General features: G+C 62.3%; 11 protein-coding genes and 1 pseudogene. 6 read left to right on the top strand and 6 right to left on the bottom strand.

Features of this window, described 5'->3' with window-relative positions:
- Window positions 1–32 precede the first annotated feature (32 nt).
- The 6 genes and pseudogenes from icd to frdA form a co-directional block, all read right to left on the bottom strand.
- Window positions 33–1288, bottom strand: a pseudogene (gene icd, locus IPN92_09725) (NADP-dependent isocitrate dehydrogenase).
- 248 nt (window positions 1289–1536) lie between these two features.
- Complete coding sequence (locus tag IPN92_09720; protein MBK8638538.1) at window positions 1537–3456, bottom strand: aconitate hydratase; 1920 nt, start codon at window positions 3454–3456, stop codon at window positions 1537–1539.
- A 90-nt stretch (window positions 3457–3546) separates the two neighbouring features.
- A complete protein-coding gene (locus IPN92_09715; protein ID MBK8638537.1) occupies window positions 3547–3888 on the bottom strand; it encodes a fumarate reductase subunit D in 342 nt (113 codons plus the stop codon).
- A complete protein-coding gene (locus IPN92_09710; GenBank protein MBK8638536.1) occupies window positions 3881–4294 on the bottom strand; it encodes a fumarate reductase subunit C in 414 nt (137 codons plus the stop codon). The genes IPN92_09715 and IPN92_09710 overlap by 8 nt, the downstream gene beginning before the upstream one ends.
- A complete protein-coding gene (locus IPN92_09705) occupies window positions 4291–5040 on the bottom strand; it encodes a succinate dehydrogenase/fumarate reductase iron-sulfur subunit (protein ID MBK8638535.1) in 750 nt (249 codons plus the stop codon). Before IPN92_09705 ends, IPN92_09710 begins: the two co-directional genes overlap by 4 nt.
- Entirely contained in the window at window positions 5037–6788 is a 1752-nt protein-coding gene (gene frdA, locus IPN92_09700) for a fumarate reductase (quinol) flavoprotein subunit (protein ID MBK8638534.1), read from the bottom strand. Before frdA ends, IPN92_09705 begins: the two co-directional genes overlap by 4 nt.
- Before the next feature lie 684 nt (window positions 6789–7472).
- Between frdA and IPN92_09695 the strand changes: the two genes are divergently transcribed.
- The 6 genes from IPN92_09695 to IPN92_09670 all read left to right on the top strand — a co-directional run bounded on the left by IPN92_09695 (window position 7473) and on the right by IPN92_09670 (window position 17754).
- A complete protein-coding gene (locus tag IPN92_09695) occupies window positions 7473–8747 on the top strand; it encodes a carboxylate--amine ligase (protein MBK8638533.1) in 1275 nt (424 codons plus the stop codon).
- A gap of 19 nt (window positions 8748–8766) precedes the next feature.
- Entirely contained in the window at window positions 8767–11532 is a 2766-nt protein-coding gene (locus tag IPN92_09690) for a CoA-binding protein (protein MBK8638532.1), read from the top strand.
- Window positions 11533–11702: 170 nt separating this feature from the next.
- On the top strand, window positions 11703–13286 hold the full coding sequence (locus IPN92_09685) for a Re/Si-specific NAD(P)(+) transhydrogenase subunit alpha (protein ID MBK8638531.1): 1584 nt from the start codon (window positions 11703–11705) through the stop codon (window positions 13284–13286).
- A 14-nt stretch (window positions 13287–13300) separates the two neighbouring features.
- Window positions 13301–14710: a Re/Si-specific NAD(P)(+) transhydrogenase subunit beta gene (gene pntB / locus IPN92_09680; GenBank protein ID MBK8638530.1), complete on the top strand. Its 1410-nt coding sequence runs from the start codon at window positions 13301–13303 to the stop codon at window positions 14708–14710.
- Window positions 14711–14920: 210 nt separating this feature from the next.
- Window positions 14921–16801: a 2-oxoacid:acceptor oxidoreductase subunit alpha gene (locus tag IPN92_09675; protein ID MBK8638529.1), complete on the top strand. Its 1881-nt coding sequence runs from the start codon at window positions 14921–14923 to the stop codon at window positions 16799–16801.
- Entirely contained in the window at window positions 16801–17754 is a 954-nt protein-coding gene (locus IPN92_09670) for a 2-oxoglutarate oxidoreductase (GenBank protein MBK8638528.1), read from the top strand. Before IPN92_09675 ends, IPN92_09670 begins: the two co-directional genes overlap by 1 nt.
- Window positions 17755–17781: the final 27 nt, after the last annotated feature.

Genomic DNA, 17781 nt, shown 5'->3' with positions numbered 1-17781 from the left:
GCTCCCCAATCGAGGTGCGCGGGGGGTTCTACTTACATATTAGCGATCACCGCCTCCCCAAAGGCCGAACAGCTGAGCTTGGTGGCCCCTGGCATTAAACGCTCCAGATCGTAGGTCACGGTCTTGGCCAGGATGGCGCCTTCCACGCCCTTGATAATGAGATCCGCCGCCTCGGTCCAGCCCAGGTGACGCAACATCATCTCGGCCGAGAGGATGATGGAACTCGGTTGACCTGGTCCTTGCCAGCATACTTAGGCGCGGTGCCATGGGTCGCCTCGAACATGGCCACGGAATCCGACAGGTTGGCCCCGGGCGCCAGCCCAATGCCACCCACCTGCGCCGCCAGGGCATCGGAGATGTAGTCGCCGTTGAGATTGAGCGTGGCAATGACATCGTATTCCTTGGGGCGCAGCAGAATCTGCTGCAGAAAGGCGTCGGCGATGACATCCTTGATGACGATCTCACGGCCGGTTTTGGGATTGGTCATGGCGCACCAGGGACCCCCATCGATCTCCTCGGCGCCAAATTCCTCCCTGGCCAGTGCGTAGCCCCAGGTCTTGAAGGCGCCTTCCGTGAACTTCATGATGTTGCCCTTGTGCACCAGGGTCACGGAGGCGCGATCGTTGTCAATGGCGTATTGGATCGCCTTGCGCACCAGGCGCTGGGTCCCCTCGGCGGAGACGGGCTTGACGCCAATGCCGGAGGTCGCGGGGAAGCGGATCTTGGTCACCCCCATCTCCTGCTGGAGGAAATCAATGACCTTGTTCACCTCCGGGGACCCCGCCTGCCACTCGATACCCGCATAGATGTCCTCGGAATTTTCGCGGAAGATCACCATATCGGTGTTTTCCGGCTCCTTGACCGGGCTGGGGGTGCCCTGGAAGTAGCGTACGGGCCGGAGACAGACGTAGAGATCCAGTTGTTGACGCAAGGCAACGTTGAGGGAGCGGATCCCACCACCCACGGGGGTGGTCAGGGGCCCCTTGATGGAGACGACATACTCCCGTACGGCGTCCAGGGTCTCCGCCGGCAACCAGACATCATCGCCATAGATCTGGGTGGATTTCTCGCCGGCATAAATCTCCATCCACTGAATCTGGCGGCTGCCGTCGTAGGCCTTGGCCACCGCGGCATCCACCACCTTCATCATGACGGGGGAGATATCGACGCCCGTGCCATCACCTTCGATATAGGGAATGATGGGCTGGTTGGGGACCCGGAGGGCATAATGGTCATCCACCTGGATCTTTTCGCCGCTGGCGGGGATCTGGATTTTGTCGTAGGCCATGTTGTTTGTCTCTTTGGGTTGAAAAATGAGGTTAGTCTAGCACCCGAGTGGGCACTTGCTTACGTCGAAGCCCCTAAGTACGCATCAGCAATTCCAATTTTGAGCTTGGCGGCGGCTCAGCCGGCTTCTCTGATCACAACATACAAAATCCAAGAAGCTTTTCGGACCGAAACCAGTTCGTCGACCCCCGTTTGAGGCCCGCACGGACAATGAGTTGCCCGACAGGGCAAAATTTGGATTGTTGTCTTCTAGGGGGTGTGGCGCGCCTTGAAGTGAGCCATCGCGCCACCGGCCTGCAGGACGGGGATATCCTTTGTTTCGAAGGCGGGGGCCAAGGGAATTCTTTCACCCTTGACTTCAAGGAACAGCTCGCCCGCCAGTTCCGACACGTCGATAGCCACCCGATCGCCTTGGCTCACCCTGTCGTAGTCGTCCATGTTCCGAAAAGTGAGCGGTACAATACCGAAGTTGACCAGGTTGGCGACATGGATGCGGGCGAACTGGGCCACCACCACCGCGCGTACCCCAAGCCAGCGCGGGCACAGCGCAGCATGTTCCCGGGAACTGCCCTGACCGTAATTCTCGCGGCCGACCAGAACGCCGTGACCGCCGGCATCGCGGTGGGCGACGGCGCGCCGCGAGAAGGTTGGGTCCACCAGGTTGAAAGTGGCCTGCATGGCGTACTCCTTGACGTTGGAGCGCAGGGGCAGATAGACGCCGGCGGGCTGAATGTCGTCGGTGCTGATGTTGTCCCCCAGCTTGAGCAGCACCTCACCCTCCAGGCGCCCCGGCAAGGGCTCGAAGTCCGGCAGGGCCATGATGTTGGGGCCGCGGATCACCTCGACCCGCTCCGCCTCCCCTGGAGGTAGGGGTATGATGAAGGAGTCGGTGTCGTCCACCTGCCCAGCGGGAGTGATTTCCACCCGCCGGTCCGGCACGCGGATCTCACCGGCCAGCGCACTGGCGGCTGCCACCAGCGGACTGACCAGATGCACCTGGGCATCCGCCGTACCGGATCGCTTGGGGAAGTTGCGATTGAAGGTGCGCAGACTGATTCCCCCGCTCACCGGGGAGCCACCCTGGCCGATACAGGCACCGCAGCCGTTCTCCATGACCCGCACGCCGGAGGCGAACAGGGAGGTCAGGTAGCCCGCGTTGGCGAGCTGCATGGCTACTGCCCGAGAGCCGGGGTACAGCAGGGTATCCACCGCTACCCGCTGGCCTTTCAGCACCTCGGCGAAACCGGCAATGTTCTCAAAAGAGCTGTTGGTACAACTGCCCACGCAGACCTGATGGACGCGGGTGCCGATGTGGTCCGCGACCCGCTCGACGCTGCCCGGGGAAGGGTAGATGGCGATCAGTGGCTCCAGCGCGGAGAGGTCGATATCAATCCGGCCAGCGTATTGCGCCCCCTCGTCCGCCGCCAGTGGGCGGTAGTCGTCGCCCCGGCCGCGACTGTCCAGATAGTCATGGGTGCGCTCGTCGCTAGGAAAGATGGAGGTCGAGGCGCCCATCTCGGCACCCATGTTGGTGATGGTAGCCCGCTCGGTCAGAGACAGGCTCGCCACGCCCGGGCCGGTATATTCGAAGACCTTCCCCTTGCCGCCCTTGACGCCCATGATCGAGAGCATTTTCAGAATGACGTCCATGGCCATAACGCCATCGGGCAGGGCGCCGTCGAGATGCACCTGCACGACCTCCGGCATGGGGATGACGTACTCGCCGGTGGCCATGGCCAGGGCCACATCGTAGCCGCCAGCGCCAAAATAGATGGCGCCCATGCCACCGGCATTCACGGTATGACTGTCAGCCCCGACACCGGTCATGCCGGGCTTGACGAAGTTCTCGATGTTGAGGAAGTGGCAGATCCCGGTACCCGGTGGGGAGAAGATGATGCCAAGCTTCTTGGAGACGGTGCGCAGATACTCGTGGTCGTCCGGGTTACGGAAGCCCGACTGCATCATGCTGTGGTCGACGAAGTTGACTGACAGGGGCTTGACCCGTTTGACGCCCATGGCCTCAAGCTGGAGCATGCACATGGTCCCGGTGGCATCCTGGGTGAATGCCTCGTCGACCCGGATCGTCGCCGCCTCGCCCGGCGGGGGCAATTCGCCATTTCCAACCAGGTGCTCGGAAAATATTTTTTCTGTCAGATTCATCGGTGCCATTGGTTGTCTCCCAAGTTATCTTTCACACGTCGCTCGCATGATCGGCATTGCCGGCGACGGGTCGCTCGGCAGCGCCACCGGTTTACGCCGTCAAATTCGCAGCAGGTAATAGACGCTGAGGAGGGTACCCGCCGCCGCGATCCCGTAGCCGACCACCGCCACGGCCGTGTCCGCCCGGAGGCCCAGTCCATGCAGCGCGGTGCGCAGCCGATGGGCGGCATGCCACAGACACAGGGTGATGACGCCGAACACCACGAGCTTACCGAGCCAACCGCCGGCGAAGGTGCGCATGTCCTCGTAGCTCAGAGACGCTGGGGCGTGCCCATAGCCGGCCATCAGCGTGATCAACACGAGGGCCGGCAGCACGAAGGCGGCGACGGTGCCGCCGGCGGCGAACAGACTCCAGACCATGGGTTTGTTGGATCTAGCCACCGTTGAATACCCCCGCGACGAACAGGATGAACAGGGAGAGCGCGGTCCAGACGACATAATGACCGCCAACGATGATGCCCCCGGGCAAGAACTCCTCGCCGATCTGTACTGGCATCGCCTTTGGCGTCACGCCGAACCAGGAAACGGTATGGAACAGGGTGACGGCGAGCACCAGCCAATGAAGGCCCAGCGACAAGGGGCTGCCCAGACTCGTTAGAAAGGCCTGATAGGCCTCGGGGCCAGCGGCGAGCGCCTTGACCCCCCACAGCAGCAGCAATGCGTAGCCACCGATGAAGACGGAGCTGAGCTCTTGGGCCATATGCACCCGATCGCGCCGGCGGGTCAGATACCAGGTGGTGCGCGCGACCTCCCGGACGAATGGCTTTGGAAGGGATTTATCGATCATGTCTTTTTCCTCCCCAACCCCAGGTGGTCCAGATACCAACCGACGGTACTCCCGATCTTCATCTGCTGGATGGCCCCGGCCGGATCCACGTGCTTCGGACATACCAGGGAGCAGGCGTCGGCAAAGGCGCAGTCCCAGATCCCGATATTGCTGGCCACCACCTCTTCGCGTTCCTCCCGGCCCTGATCGCGGGAGTCCAGGTTGTATCTGTGCGCTAGGGCAAGGGCGGCAGGCCCGAGGAACTCGGGGATCAGCGCGTATTGAGGACAGGCTGAATAGCAGCAACAACAGTTAATGCAGTGGGTATATTGCATGAATCGTGCAAGCTGAGCCGGTGTCTGAAGATGCTCCCCCTGGTCGAGGGCCCGTTCTTCCTTGCGGATGATGTACGGCTTGACCCGCTGAAGCTTCTCGATGAAGTCATCGAGCACTACCACCAGATCCCGCTCGATGGGGAAGTTCGCGAGGGGCTCGATGCGGATCTTGCGCTCGGGCAGGTCACGCAGAAAGGTCTTGCAGGAAAGCCGTGGCTCCCCGTCGATCATCATGCCGCAACTTCCGCACACCGCCATGTGGCAGGACCAGCGATAGCTGAGGGTGCTGTCCAGGTGGTCCTTAATGTAATTGATGGCATCCAGCACTACCCAATCCTCCTCGCAGGGGATCCGGTAGTCCTGGAACCAAGGCGCCTGGTCGGTCTCCGGGCGGTAGCGCAGGATCGCCAGCTCGATCGTCTTGTAGCTCATACGCCACCTCCGTAGATCCGTTCGCCGGGGAGCGAGCGGGTGATGACCACGTCCAGGTAGTCGATGCGCGGATCGGCGCCGCCGTTGTAGTAGGCCAGCGAGTGCTTGAGGAATTGCGCATCGTCGCGCGCGGTGTAATCGAGACGCTGGTGCGAGCCCCGTGACTCCTTGCGCTGCAAGGCCGAATGGGCGATGGCATGGGCCGCCTCGAGCATGGAGCCCATCTCCAGCGTATAGATGAGATGGGTGTTGAAGACGTTGCTCTTGTCTTCCAGGTGCACCCGGGCATAGCGATCGCGTAGCTCCGCGAGCTTATCGCAACTGGCCTTGAGCGATGCCTCGGTGCGATAGATGCCGGCACCGGCCTCCATGGTATCGTTCATCTCCTTACGCAGCCCGGCGACGCGCTCTGCGCCGTCTTCCCGCAAGAAGAGATCGGCCATGCGCTGACGGGCCTCCCCGGCACGTTTGAGCACCGCGGATTCGCTCACGGGTGGGCTCGCCGCGCGCGCAAGCTGTGCGGCATGGCGGCCGGCCCGTCCGCCAAACACCAGTAGCTCGGTGAGGGAGTTCGAGCCCAATCGGTTGGCTCCGTTGATGCTGACGCAGGCGCACTCCCCCGCCGCGTACAGCCCCGGCAGGGGCGTGGCGGCATCGATATCCGTGTGAATGCCACCCATCATGTAGTGAACCACCGGACGCACCGGTACCAGTTCATGCACCGGGTCCGCTCCAACATAACTGGCGGCCAGATCGCGGATCATCGGCAGACGCTCGTTGATCTTCTTCTCGCCCAAGTGGCGCAGATCCAGATGCACCACCTCGCCCCAGCGGGTGCTGACGGTACGCCCCTTCTGCTGCTCATGCCAGAAGGCCTGACTCAGGCGATCCCGCGGCCCCAGTTCCATGGCCTTCAGGCGCGGCCAGGGATCGGGGGGGCCCAGATCGTAGTCCTGCAAATAGCGGTAGCCATCTTTATTCACCAGGATGCCGCCCTCGCCACGGCAAGCCTCGGTGAGCAATATTCCGGTGCCGGGCAAGCCCGTCGGGTGATACTGGACGAACTCCATATCCTTCAAGGGGATGCCCGCCCGATAGGCCATCGCCATGCCATCGGCGGTCTTGATGGCCCCGTTGGTCGTGAAGGGGAACATCCAGCCGGCCCCGCCGGTGGCAATAATCACCGCCTTGGCCCGGAACAGGCGCATTAAGCCTGTCCGCATCTCGATGGCGGTGACGCCCACGCAACGACCATCCTCCACCAGCAGGTCCGTGCAGTAGTATTCGTCGAAACGCTGGATGGAGGGAAATTGGAGCGAGGTCTGGAACAGGGTATGCAGGATGTGGAATCCGCTCTTGTCCGCGGCGAACCAGGTCCGTTCGATCTGCATCCCGCCGAAGGGGCGGACGTTGACATGACCGTCCGGGGTGCGGCTCCAGGGGCAGCCCCAGTGTTCGAGTTGGGTCAGTTCCAAGGGGGCCTGCTTGACGAACAGGTCAACGGCGTCCTGATCGCTCAGCCAATCTCCGCCTGCCACCGTGTCATGAAAATGCTGCTCTAGGCTGTCGCCTTTTCCGATTACCCCCGCAGCACCGCCCTCGGCGGCCACGGTGTGGCTGCGCATCGGATAGACTTTTGAAATCAGTGCAATCTTCAGTCCCGGATCGCTCTCGGCGGCGGCGATGGCGGCGCGCAGGCCGGCGCCGCCAGCCCCGATGATCGCAATATCGGTGGTGATGATTTCCATGGACATCTCCCTTTACCCCATATGCCGGTGTGGACGCGGAATGAACCGAGAGCGCAACCGCCCCGGGGAGGTCGTGCTATTCCCTCGCTCCGCGATCGGCAAGGGGGCATTCGTACGGAATTGGCTAGCCCGCGGGGAGCCCCGCTGTTCCCGCCATTTAAAGTTATGCTGGTCTCATTTCATTTCCCGGCTGAATATTAAGGACGGTAACGCCACCCAGCAACTTGCCATAATAAGGCTCGTTAGGTATTTTTCAAAAATCTTGCGGAATATGCCAAGGACTGAATTCGCTGCGAATGGAAATCCTCAAATTATCCGGACTTGAACCCAAACATTGAAGTCCATAAGTACATCGTTTATTAATAAATAAGTTAAATAACTTCATTGCATGCGCTTAAAATTATCCTGCGCGGCTGCCTAATTATGATGCATAATATAATTACGGCAACGTTGCGATTACCATGGTAATACTGCATCCGCGGCGGACCGGATAAATCTGGAGTCGGCCCTAGATTTATCCGGTTATCCCGGTCTTTCGATTCCCGCTTGCCCATGATGCGTAGTGACGAGTCATGGGGTGGTTTTGCCGTATTTTTTCCGGGACAACCTGCGCGCGCTCCCCGGCCCTTGGCGCCCCTGGGGCGATCCAGGGCACCATGACAACAAGAAGACGAGGAGCAGACGATGCAGATCACGGGCATGTTATGGGGAGCGAAGCTCCTGAAATTCGTCGATTTTCCAACGGCTGAGATATTGGGTCCCCAAGCCACGGACGAAGAGATCCGCGGGTTGATCAAACGCTGGAACCGGATACTGATCAAGCCGATATTCAAGGGTGGGGTGGGTAAGAAGGGCAAGGCAGGACTGATTGGCCAGGCCAAGGATCTCGCCACCGCCTTGGCCGAACGCGAGCGACTGTATTTCGTCCGCCATCAACACGGCAATACCTCCGCCAAGTCCGAAGGCGTTACCTTCGAGGGTGCGGTCCCTGCTAAGCACGAGGTCTATATCTCGATTACCGACAACACCCGCTTCCGGGCACCAACCCTGACCCTCACCCATCACGGCGGCATGGACATCGAGGATTTACCGGCCAATCTGATCGCCAGCGTCCCCTTCGATCCCCTTACCGGCCTCAAGGGCTTCGTAGTCTCCAATATCCTCAACGAGTTGAAAGCGCCCAACGAGATCATCAGCCCCTTGGTGCAGAACATTCCCAAGCTCTGGGACCTATTCAACGACTATGGCATGTCCACCCTGGAACTGAACCCGGTGCGGATGATGCCGGACGACAAGGGGCGGCTCGTTCCTATGGCCTGCGATTTCAAATGCGCGCTGGATGGCGACGACCCCGCCTGGCAGCGCTTGGGCCTCCCGGCCGGTCTGTTCAGCACCGAGCTGTCGGACTTCGAGAGCGAGGTCAACCAGTTGCGCACCTACCAGGGTCAGTCCGACGTGTTTATCATCAACGATCTGGGCACCATCACCGCCATGACCTTCGGCGGTGGAGCCAATGCCCTGGTCACCGAGATGCTGGGAGACACTGCCACCATCTCCTCGGACTTCGGCGGCAACCCGCCGTACCAAAAGATGTTTGACATCAGCCGTATCGTCTACCGCTACTGGCTCTCCCAGAGCAACGTCTTGTTCATCATCGGCGGCAAGGCGAATAACACCGACATCTTCGAGACCTTCCGCGGCATGGCAGATGCGTTGCACGACTATTTCAATACCCACGGGCCCAAACCCCTGTTCGTAGTGGTGGGCCGTGGGGGCCCCAATCTAGTTCGTGGTCTGAGCACGCTCAAGGATACCCTGGACGCCCTCAAGGTCCCCTACCGTATGTTCGGCTATGACTCTTCCATGAGCTCCGTGGTCGACTACGCCAAGTCCATTGACGACTGGATGGAGCATGGGGGTGGCAAGGCGGCCATTGCCCGCTCCATGGGTATCCGTTAGAGACGAGGAGAACAACGACATGAATAAGACAGAAGATGCCGCCCGATACCAGGTACACCCCCACGGGGTCGCGGCGTTCAAGCAATTTTACGTCGGCATCGATTCCTTGGAGCAGATCGCCGTCGCGGAGGACCGAGTCTGTGTCCTCAACATCCTGGGCAGTGAGAGCCAGAAGGTGACGCCGGTCAGCCACGTCTACTCTGGCGGCAACATCGTCTGCGGCACCATGCCCGGGCGCAGCGGGACCACGCTGAAGACCCAGATCGGCGACATCCCCGTCTACAACAACGTGGCCGAGGCCCTGCAGGCCGGCCACCACTTCAACGTAGCCGTGGTCTACATGCCCCCCGCCGGGGTCAAGGACGCCGTGATCGAGGCGGTCCGGGTGAATCCGGAGATCAATAAGATCGTGATTCTCACCGAAAAGGTGCCGCTGGCGGACTCGCGGGTCATCCGCCAATACTGCCAACAGCAGGGCGTCGATGTGTTCGGCGCCAACTGCCTGGGGATCGCGGACGCCCATCACCATGTGCGCATCGGCGGCGCCCTAGGCGGCGATGCCCCCGAGGAATCTTTAGTCGCCGGTACCGTCGCCCTCTATTCCAACTCCGGCAACTTCACCACCACTATCGCCACCTATTTGCTGAGCGCCGGCTGGGGTACCACCGTCTCGCTGTCATCGGGAAAGGATGTCTACATCCACTTCGCCGCCCGGGAGTTCGTCAACGCCTTCCACCACGACCCGCGCAGTCAGGCCGCCGTGATGTACATCGAGCCAGGCGGTTACTATGAACGGACCCTGGAGTTTCAAAAGCCGGTCATCGCCTGCATCGTCGGCCGCTGGAAGGACAAGCTAACTCGCGCCTGCGGGCATGCCGGCGCCATCGCCGGCAGCGGCGACAATGCGGCCGAAAAGGAACGCTGGTTCATGGAGAAGCTGGGCGTATCCCACGTCTATACGCCCGAGCACCCCGTCTACACCGAAAAAGGGGCCGTGGTCACCAACATCGGCTACATCCCGGAGGCCATGACGGCCGTTATGCGCCTGCATGGGATCGAGCCCGACTTCGCGCCCAGAGGCGACCTGTCCCTCAAGTGCTGGTTTGCCAGCGACAACAAGTTCGATCTGCCCGAGAAGCTGGACCTGCCGGTGGTGGCGGCTATTGCACCCTACAACCGGCAGATCGCCCGCCTGGCCGAACAGGTCGGCGCTGTGTTCCCGCGCCAGACCATGAAGGACGCCTCGGGCGCCTCCCAGATGGATCCCGAGACCCAGGTCAGCCGCCTGCACGGCGTGAGCGTGCTGGAGATGGCGACCAAGTCCTTCGAGAGCAACCTCATGCTGGCGCTGCTGCGGGAGTACCCGGACGCGACCGGTTGCGCGCTGGCCAATGTGGCCCTCAACGCCTTCATCAACCAGCACGGCACCCCCATGCTAGCGGCCGCGGACGCGGCCCGAGCCGGGGGCAACAGCCCCAACACCGTATTGGCGGCGGCCATCTCGATCTTGGGTCCCCATAACGTCGCCCACTCCCGCCAGGCGGCGCAGACTCTGTTGGATCTATTTCGCAAGGCGCGCCAATTCGACCCCGAAGATGTTTCCTTCGACTTCGGGCCGCAACTGGAACAGACTCTCGAAATCAGCGAGATCGCGAGCATTCTCCTCTCGGAGGAGCCCTCCGAGCGGGGCAGCGGCATGTTGGCCGCCGTGCGCGCCCGTTCGGCCAAGTCGGTCTTCATCAGCTTTCTCGAGGCCCTTGCCGAGCGCACCGGTAAATCCGTCCGCGGACAGGTAGTGCTGGCGGCGATTGCCTGCCACCTGGCGTGGATTCCCCTGATGAGCAAACGGCTGTCGGTCACGACCCTACTTAACCTACCCTGGCACCTGCGGATCTTTAGCTGCCTGGTCGGTTCGGCGGTGTCCGGCGAGAGACAGCAATCAACCACTTTCTGTGGCGTGGACAACCGGGAGCTCATGGACCAATGGAGCTTCGCCGAGAGCGCCCACCTGGGCCTGATCGGTAATCGCCCGGACGAGGGCGCCCTATTTACCTTTTCGATCCTCATCGGTCTGGTCGCCACCAACGGCCCTGGCACCATTTCCGCTCAGGGACCCAAGGGGGCAGTGAGCGCCGATGGCCCCGAGGTACCGGGTCGGGTACAGATCAACAAGGCGTACGTGGGATTCCTCACCCACACTGGCTATGCGCATGGTGGTAACGGCTTTGAGGCCATGGCCTTCCTCATCAACCAGTTCCGCGACGTGGGTCTGAAAAACCCCGGCAGTGTCGACCACGGGTTGGACTTGGCCGGAATGGCCGCGAAATACGCGCGGGACTATCTGGCTTATAAGACCGAGGCGAAGGCCGAAGGCAATCTTTCCTACGCCAAGATCCCCTGTGTCAACCATCCGGTGTTCGCCGGCAAGGACATCAACTTCGACCCGCGGGAGGTCTATGTACGCGACCTCATCAAGAAACGGGGGGCCTATAACATCTTTCTCGAGTTCTACCATGAGCTCGTCGAGGCCCTGTGCAGGGTGGGGGTGAGTAGCAATGTCTACTGCGTTAACGTGGATGCGGTGATTGCCGTCATCCTGCTGAGAAAGCTATGGGAGCCCTTCATGGCGGGTCAGGTCAGCGATTCCATGCTGGAATCGGCCGCCTTCACCGTGTTCCTCTTCGGGCGCATCGGCGGCTCCGCCGCCGAGATCGAGGACCATATCAACCGGGGTCGCAACATGGATACGCGCACGGCAGCCAGCGCGTGTCGTTACGTAGGCTAGGCGCGGCGATAACCTCGGGGTTTGGCAGCCGAGTCGTGGCCCCGCGGTTGGTCATGAGCCCCGACCGCGCCGGCCACCTCCACCAAGGCGCCCTTTCGTCGCACGCCAGCCCGATTCCTACAAGACGACAACGCATCATTTCGGTACATCTTTAGCCAAGAGTAAACAGAATGCAGATCGGCATCCCCAGAGAGGTCTATCCAGGAGAACGACGGGTAGCCGCCACCCCGGAATCGGTGGCGCAGTTGATCAAACTCGGTTTTTCGGTCGTGGTGGAGAGCGACGCCGGCATGGAGGCTAACATTGGCGACGACGTCTATCGGGAGGCCGGGGCCGAGGTGGCGGCCGGCCCGCGGGAGGTATGGAAGGCCGCGGACATCCTCCTTAAGGTGCGCGCGCCCATGCCTCACCCGACCCTGGGGTGCAGCGAAGTCGCGTTGCTCGTAGCCGGCAAGACCCTCATCTCCTTCATCTGGCCCGCCCAGAATCCGGAGCTGATGCAAGATCTGGCCGCCACCAAGGGGACGGTCCTGGCGATGGACTCGGTGCCCCGCATCTCCCGCGCCCAGAAGCTTGATGCCCTCTCCTCAATGGCCAATATTGCTGGTTACCGGGCAGTGATCGAGGCGGCTCACCACTTCGGCCGCTTTTTCACCGGTCAGGTGACCGCCGCCGGCAAGGTGCCACCGGCCAAGGTGTTCGTGATCGGCGCGGGCGTGGCGGGCCTGTCCGCCATTGGCGCGGCCAACGCCCTGGGGGCTATCGTACGGGCCTTCGACACCCGCCCCGAGGTGGCCGACCAAGTCAGAAGCTTGGGCGCCGAATTCGTCACCGTCGACTCTCGGGAGGACGGCTCTGGCGTGGGCGGTTACGCCAAGGTCATGAGCGAGGACTACCAGAAAGCCCAGAAGGAGATGACCGCCCGCCAGGCCATGGAGGTCGACATCATCGTCACCACCGCCTTGATCCCCGGCAAGCCCGCCCCCAAGCTCATCACGGCCGGGATGGTGGAGAGCATGAAACCCGGCTCGGTGATCGTGGACCTGGCGGCCGAGCAGGGGGGCAACTGCGAGCTAACCGTGCCCCACCAAGTGGTGGTACGCCACGGGGTGACCATCATCGGCTATGCCGACCTGCCCAGCCGCCTGGCCCGCCAATCGAGCCAGCTCTACTCCACCAACCTGGTGCGCCTGTTGGAGGAACTCTGCCCCGCCAAGGATGGGACGATCAACGTCAACATGGACGACGAGGTGATCCGGGGGACAACCGTGATCAAGGACGGCGCGATCACTTGGCCGCCCCCGCCGCCCAAGCTCTCCGCTGCCCCACCGCCCCGACAGCAGATGGCGACCACCGCCCCGCCCTCCACCCCGGCCCCCAAGGCGGGCGGCCACGGGGCCGGTAGCCCTGTCTCCGTCAAGTCCACCCTGATCACCGGGGCCCTGTTGGCGATCGTCTTCGGCTTTCTCGGTGCCAACGCCCCGGCGGCCTTCCTGGGCCACTTCATGATATTCGTGCTGGCCTGCTTCATCGGCTACATGGTGGTCTGGAACGTCACGCCGGCGCTGCACACTCCGCTAATGAGCGTGACCAACGCCATCTCCAGCATCATCGTGATCGGTGCCCTTATTCAGATCGGCTCCCCAGGAACACTTATCACCCTCTTGGCGGGATTGGCCATCGTGTTGACCGCCGTCAACATGTTCGGCGGCTTCTGGGTTACTCAGCGTATGTTGCGCATGTTCAGGAAATAAGGGAACACCGACTCATGAACGAAGGTTTGATGACCACCGCCTACATTGGCGCCGCCATCCTGTTCATCCTCAGCTTGGGGGGATTGAGCAACCCAGAGACCTCGCGGCGGGGCAACCTGTTCGGCATGATCGGCATGGCCATCGCGGTCCTTGCCACCCTGGCCGGTCCCCGCGTTACCGGGGTATCCAATTTCGCCGTTATTCTGGCGGGCATGGCCATCGGCGGTGCGGTGGGGGTATACGCTGCCATTCGGGTCAAGATGACCCAAATGCCCGAGTTGGTCGCTTTGATGCACAGCCTGGTTGGCGTGGCCGCCTGCACGGTGGGTTTCGCCAACTATATTGACCCCTCTGCCCATTTCACCGGCGCGGAAAAGACCATCCACGAGGTCGAAATCTTTCTCGGCATCCTGATCGGCGCCGTGACCTTCTCCGGCTCGGTGATCGCCTTCGGTAAGCTTTCGGGCAAGATCGGGGGTAAGCCGATGCTGTTGCCGGCCCGTCATTGGCTCAACTTGAGTCTGCTGGTCGCCGTCCTGATCGCCGGCAGGGTGTTCCTCGGCGCCGAAAACGCCCAGGCGGGGCTGGTCCCGCTGGCCATCATGTCGGTGCTCGCCCTGTTGTTCGGCGTCCACATGGTGATGGCCATTGGCGGTGCCGACATGCCCGTGGTAGTGTCCATGCTCAACAGCTATTCGGGATGGGCGGCCGCGGCCACCGGCTTCATGCTCTCCAACGACCTCTTGATCGTCATCGGCGCGCTGGTGGGCTCCTCCGGTGCCATTCTGAGCTACATCATGTGCCGGGCGATGAACCGCAACTTCATCGCGGTGATCGCCGGCGGCTTCGGCACCGGCGGGAGTGCGACCCCGGCGGCAGGTGCGGCGCCCCAAGGCGAGGTCAATCCCATTGGTGTGGAGGAGACCGCCGAGCTGCTGCGCAACGCCCGCAATATCATTATCGTACCCGGTTATGGCATGGCGGTAGCCCAGGCCCAGCACACCGTCTACGAGATCACCAAGCTCCTGCGCGAGAAAGGGGTGAACGTCCGCTTCGGCATCCATCCGGTAGCCGGTCGCATGCCCGGTCACATGAACGTGCTTTTGGCCGAGGCCAAGGTGCCTTATGACATCGTCATGGAGATGGACGATCTCAACCAGGACTTCCCGCGGACGGACGTCTCTATCGTGATCGGCGCCAACGACATCGTCAATCCGTCCGCCCAGGAGGACCCCAACAGCCCGATCGCCGGGATGCCGGTACTTGAGGTATGGAAGGCCAAGACCTCCATCGTCATGAAACGCTCCATGGCATCGGGTTATGCCGGCGTGGACAATCCGCTGTTCTATAAGGAAAACAACCGGATGCTATTCGGCGATGCGAAGAAAATGCTGGACGAGGTGCTTGGCAACCTGCGCAAATGATTAACGGCTTGCTCGGCGGGCCCTGACGAAAGGTCATCACAGCGCGATGGCGGCGGCGGGGCCATGCAGTTCGGCGTAAGACCTGGATGATGGGACCAAGGTATAGGTGGCGGCCTTGGCTAGCGGGTTTACTGACAGACGAGGCCGTATTCCATGCACAGGGTAACCGCGCTCGTCGGTTCATATTGAGGGCAGATTATGGGCGACAAAATGAAGGAAGCGAAAAGCTACCCACTGGCGCAGACCATCAACGAGTATATCGTCGAGATTGTCAGCGACTCGGGCGAGGGGGCGCAGAAGGCCGGCCAGACCTTCGGTATCATCAGTGCCCGTATGGGCAATGGGGTCTGGACCGTGGAGATCATCCCGGCGGAGATCCAACCGCCTGCCCGCTCACCGGCCGGCGCGAGCGGTATCCGCATCCGTCTGGCCTCGAAATACGTCACCAACATGGGCGACGAGGCCGACTTGGTGGTTGCCTTCAATGAGCAGGTGCTCTATTCGCGCATCGCCAGTGGCGCCTACAAGCAGGGTGCGATCGTGTTGCTGGAGGACAAGTGGCGGGAGGACCCGGTGGAGGGGATCCGGGCGCAGTATGCCAAGGCGGTGGCGGAGTTCCGCGCCAACGGTCTGGTCGTCCATGAACTGCCCATCGAGCGAGCCTGTTTGGAAGTCACGTCCAATCCGCAACGCGGCAAGAACATGTTCGTCTTGGGCATGCTTTGCCACATCTTCAGCCGCGACCTGGATATGGCTCGGGCCGAGATCGCCAACACCTTCCGCCGTAAGGGCGACAAGGTTATCGGCCTCAACCAACGATTGTTCGACGCCGGCTCGGCATTTGCCCGGGAACGGATCGACATCTGCCACACGATTCCACCCCGACCCGGGCACGGTGGCAGATACATCGTCACCAATGGCAACCAGGCCATCGGCCTGGGTGTCATGGCCGCGGGCATGGAACTAGTCGCCATGTATCCCATCACCCCCGCCACCTCCGCCTCCCATTACCTGGCGGAGTTTTTCCACAAGGTAGGGGGCTTTGTGCACCAGGCGGAGGACGAGATCGCCGCCATCGGCTTTGCCCTGGGCGCATCCTATGCCGGCAAGACCGCCTGTACCATCACCTCCGGTCCCGGGCTAGCACTGAAGACCGAGTACCTGGCCCTGGCGGTGATGGCGGAGATCCCCTTGGTGCTGGTGTTGGTGCAGCGCGGCGGTCCCTCGACCGGTCTACCCACCAAGGTCGAGCAGGGAGATCTCCTGGCCGCCCTGTATGGCGAACCAGGGGATGCGCCCAAGGTGGTGATAGCCGCAGCCACTATCGAGGAATGCCTCCACTTCGTGATCATGGCGCGGCGACTGGCGGAGACCTTCCGTACCCCGGTGGTGCTGCTGACCGACGCCAACCTTGCCACCGGCGTGCAACCCTATCCGCGGCCCGAGCCCTGCGTCGAGTGGCTGGCACCTCCCATCGATCAATCCGAGTGGGACGAGAGCGTCCCGCCCTATGCCTGGGACGATGTAACTGGGCTCTCCTCGCGCCCGATCCCCGGCATGCGGGGCGGCGAGTACGTGCTGACCGGTCTGGCCCACACCAAGCAGAGCAAGGTCGCCTACGACTCGGACTCCAACCAGCGCGGCTGCGAGATGCGCAGCCGCAAACTAGCGGCCCTGGCCGGCACCCTGAAGCCGCCGATCGTCCACGGCGACGCCGAGGGCGATCTGCTGGTGGTAGGCTGGGGCTCCACCTTGGGTGCCATCGAGGAGGCGATAGACCGGGCGCGGGCGGATGGCCATAAGGTCTCCTCCCTCCATTTGCGTTTTCTCTCCCCCATGGAGCCGGGGCTGAAAGAGATCTTTCTCCGCTTCCGCAAGGTCCTGACGGTGGAGATCAATTACAGCGACGACCCGCAGGCGCCGCTCATCACCCGGGAAACGCGGCGCTACGCTCAACTCGCCTGGCTGCTGCGCGCCCAAACCCTGATCGACGTGGACTGCTGGTCGGCGGTCTACGGGCACCCGCTGCAGCCCGGAATGATTTACCGGATTCTGCTGAAGCACCTCGCGGCATTGGAGGGGAACAACTGATGTTTGGACTCAAGGCGGACTGGTCGCACGAGGTCTTCGAGCGCTATTTCACCATTGGTGATTACGCGGGCGGGGAGGCGCGCTGGTGTCCCGGCTGCGGCGACCACGGCATCCTCGCCGCGGTGCACAAGCTCCTGCGCGACGAACAGGTGGTCCCGGAGCTGACGGTGGCGGTGTCCGGTATCGGCTGCTCCAGCCGGCTGCCCCACTACATGGGCACCTTCGGCTTCCACAGCCTTCATGGACGCGCGCTGCCGGTGGCCTGCGGCATCAAGTCCCGCCGACCGGAGCTGGATGTGTGGGTCTCCACCGGCGACGGCGACTGCTTCTCCATCGGCACCGCCCACTGGATCCATGCCATCCGTTACAACATGGACATGACGGTGATGGTGTTCGACAACTCCATCTACGGCCTGACCAAGGCCCAGTCCTCGCCCACCACCCCAATGGGGATGAAGACCAACACCCACCCCCTTGGGGCCATCCTCGGCCCCTTGAACCCCTTGACCATCACCCTCGGCATCAGCAACGTTTCCTTCGTCGCCCAGGTCGTGGACTGGAGCCCGCCGCTGCTCTACGAGGTGCTCAAGGCCGCCCATCGCCACCGCGGACTCGGCTTCGTGCGCATCATCCAGCGCTGCCCGGTGTTCGCGGATGCCCACGGCAAGGAGATGCTGGCGGACCCCACGCGCGTCCTCCTGCTCAACCATGAGCGCGGCATCCCGATCGACAAGGGCGTGGCGCGCCAATTTCCCAACCATCGCGAACATGATCCCGCGGACCTCGCCGGCGCCCGCGATATCGCCCAGGACCAGTCGCATATTCCGGTGGGGCTGCTCTATCACAACCCCGACGCCCCCTGCTACGAAGACCTGTCCAGCCGTGGCGGGGATATGACCCCGGCGCGGAAGCTGGCCGGTCTCGATTCGGCATTGGATGACTTCACCATTTGAGCCAACGATCTATTGACCAAAGGGGCT

It is taken from the genome of Chromatiaceae bacterium (assembly GCA_016714645.1).
Lineage (GTDB): Bacteria > Pseudomonadota > Gammaproteobacteria > Chromatiales > Chromatiaceae > M0108.
This window is presented reverse-complemented; position numbering and strand designations above follow the sequence as displayed.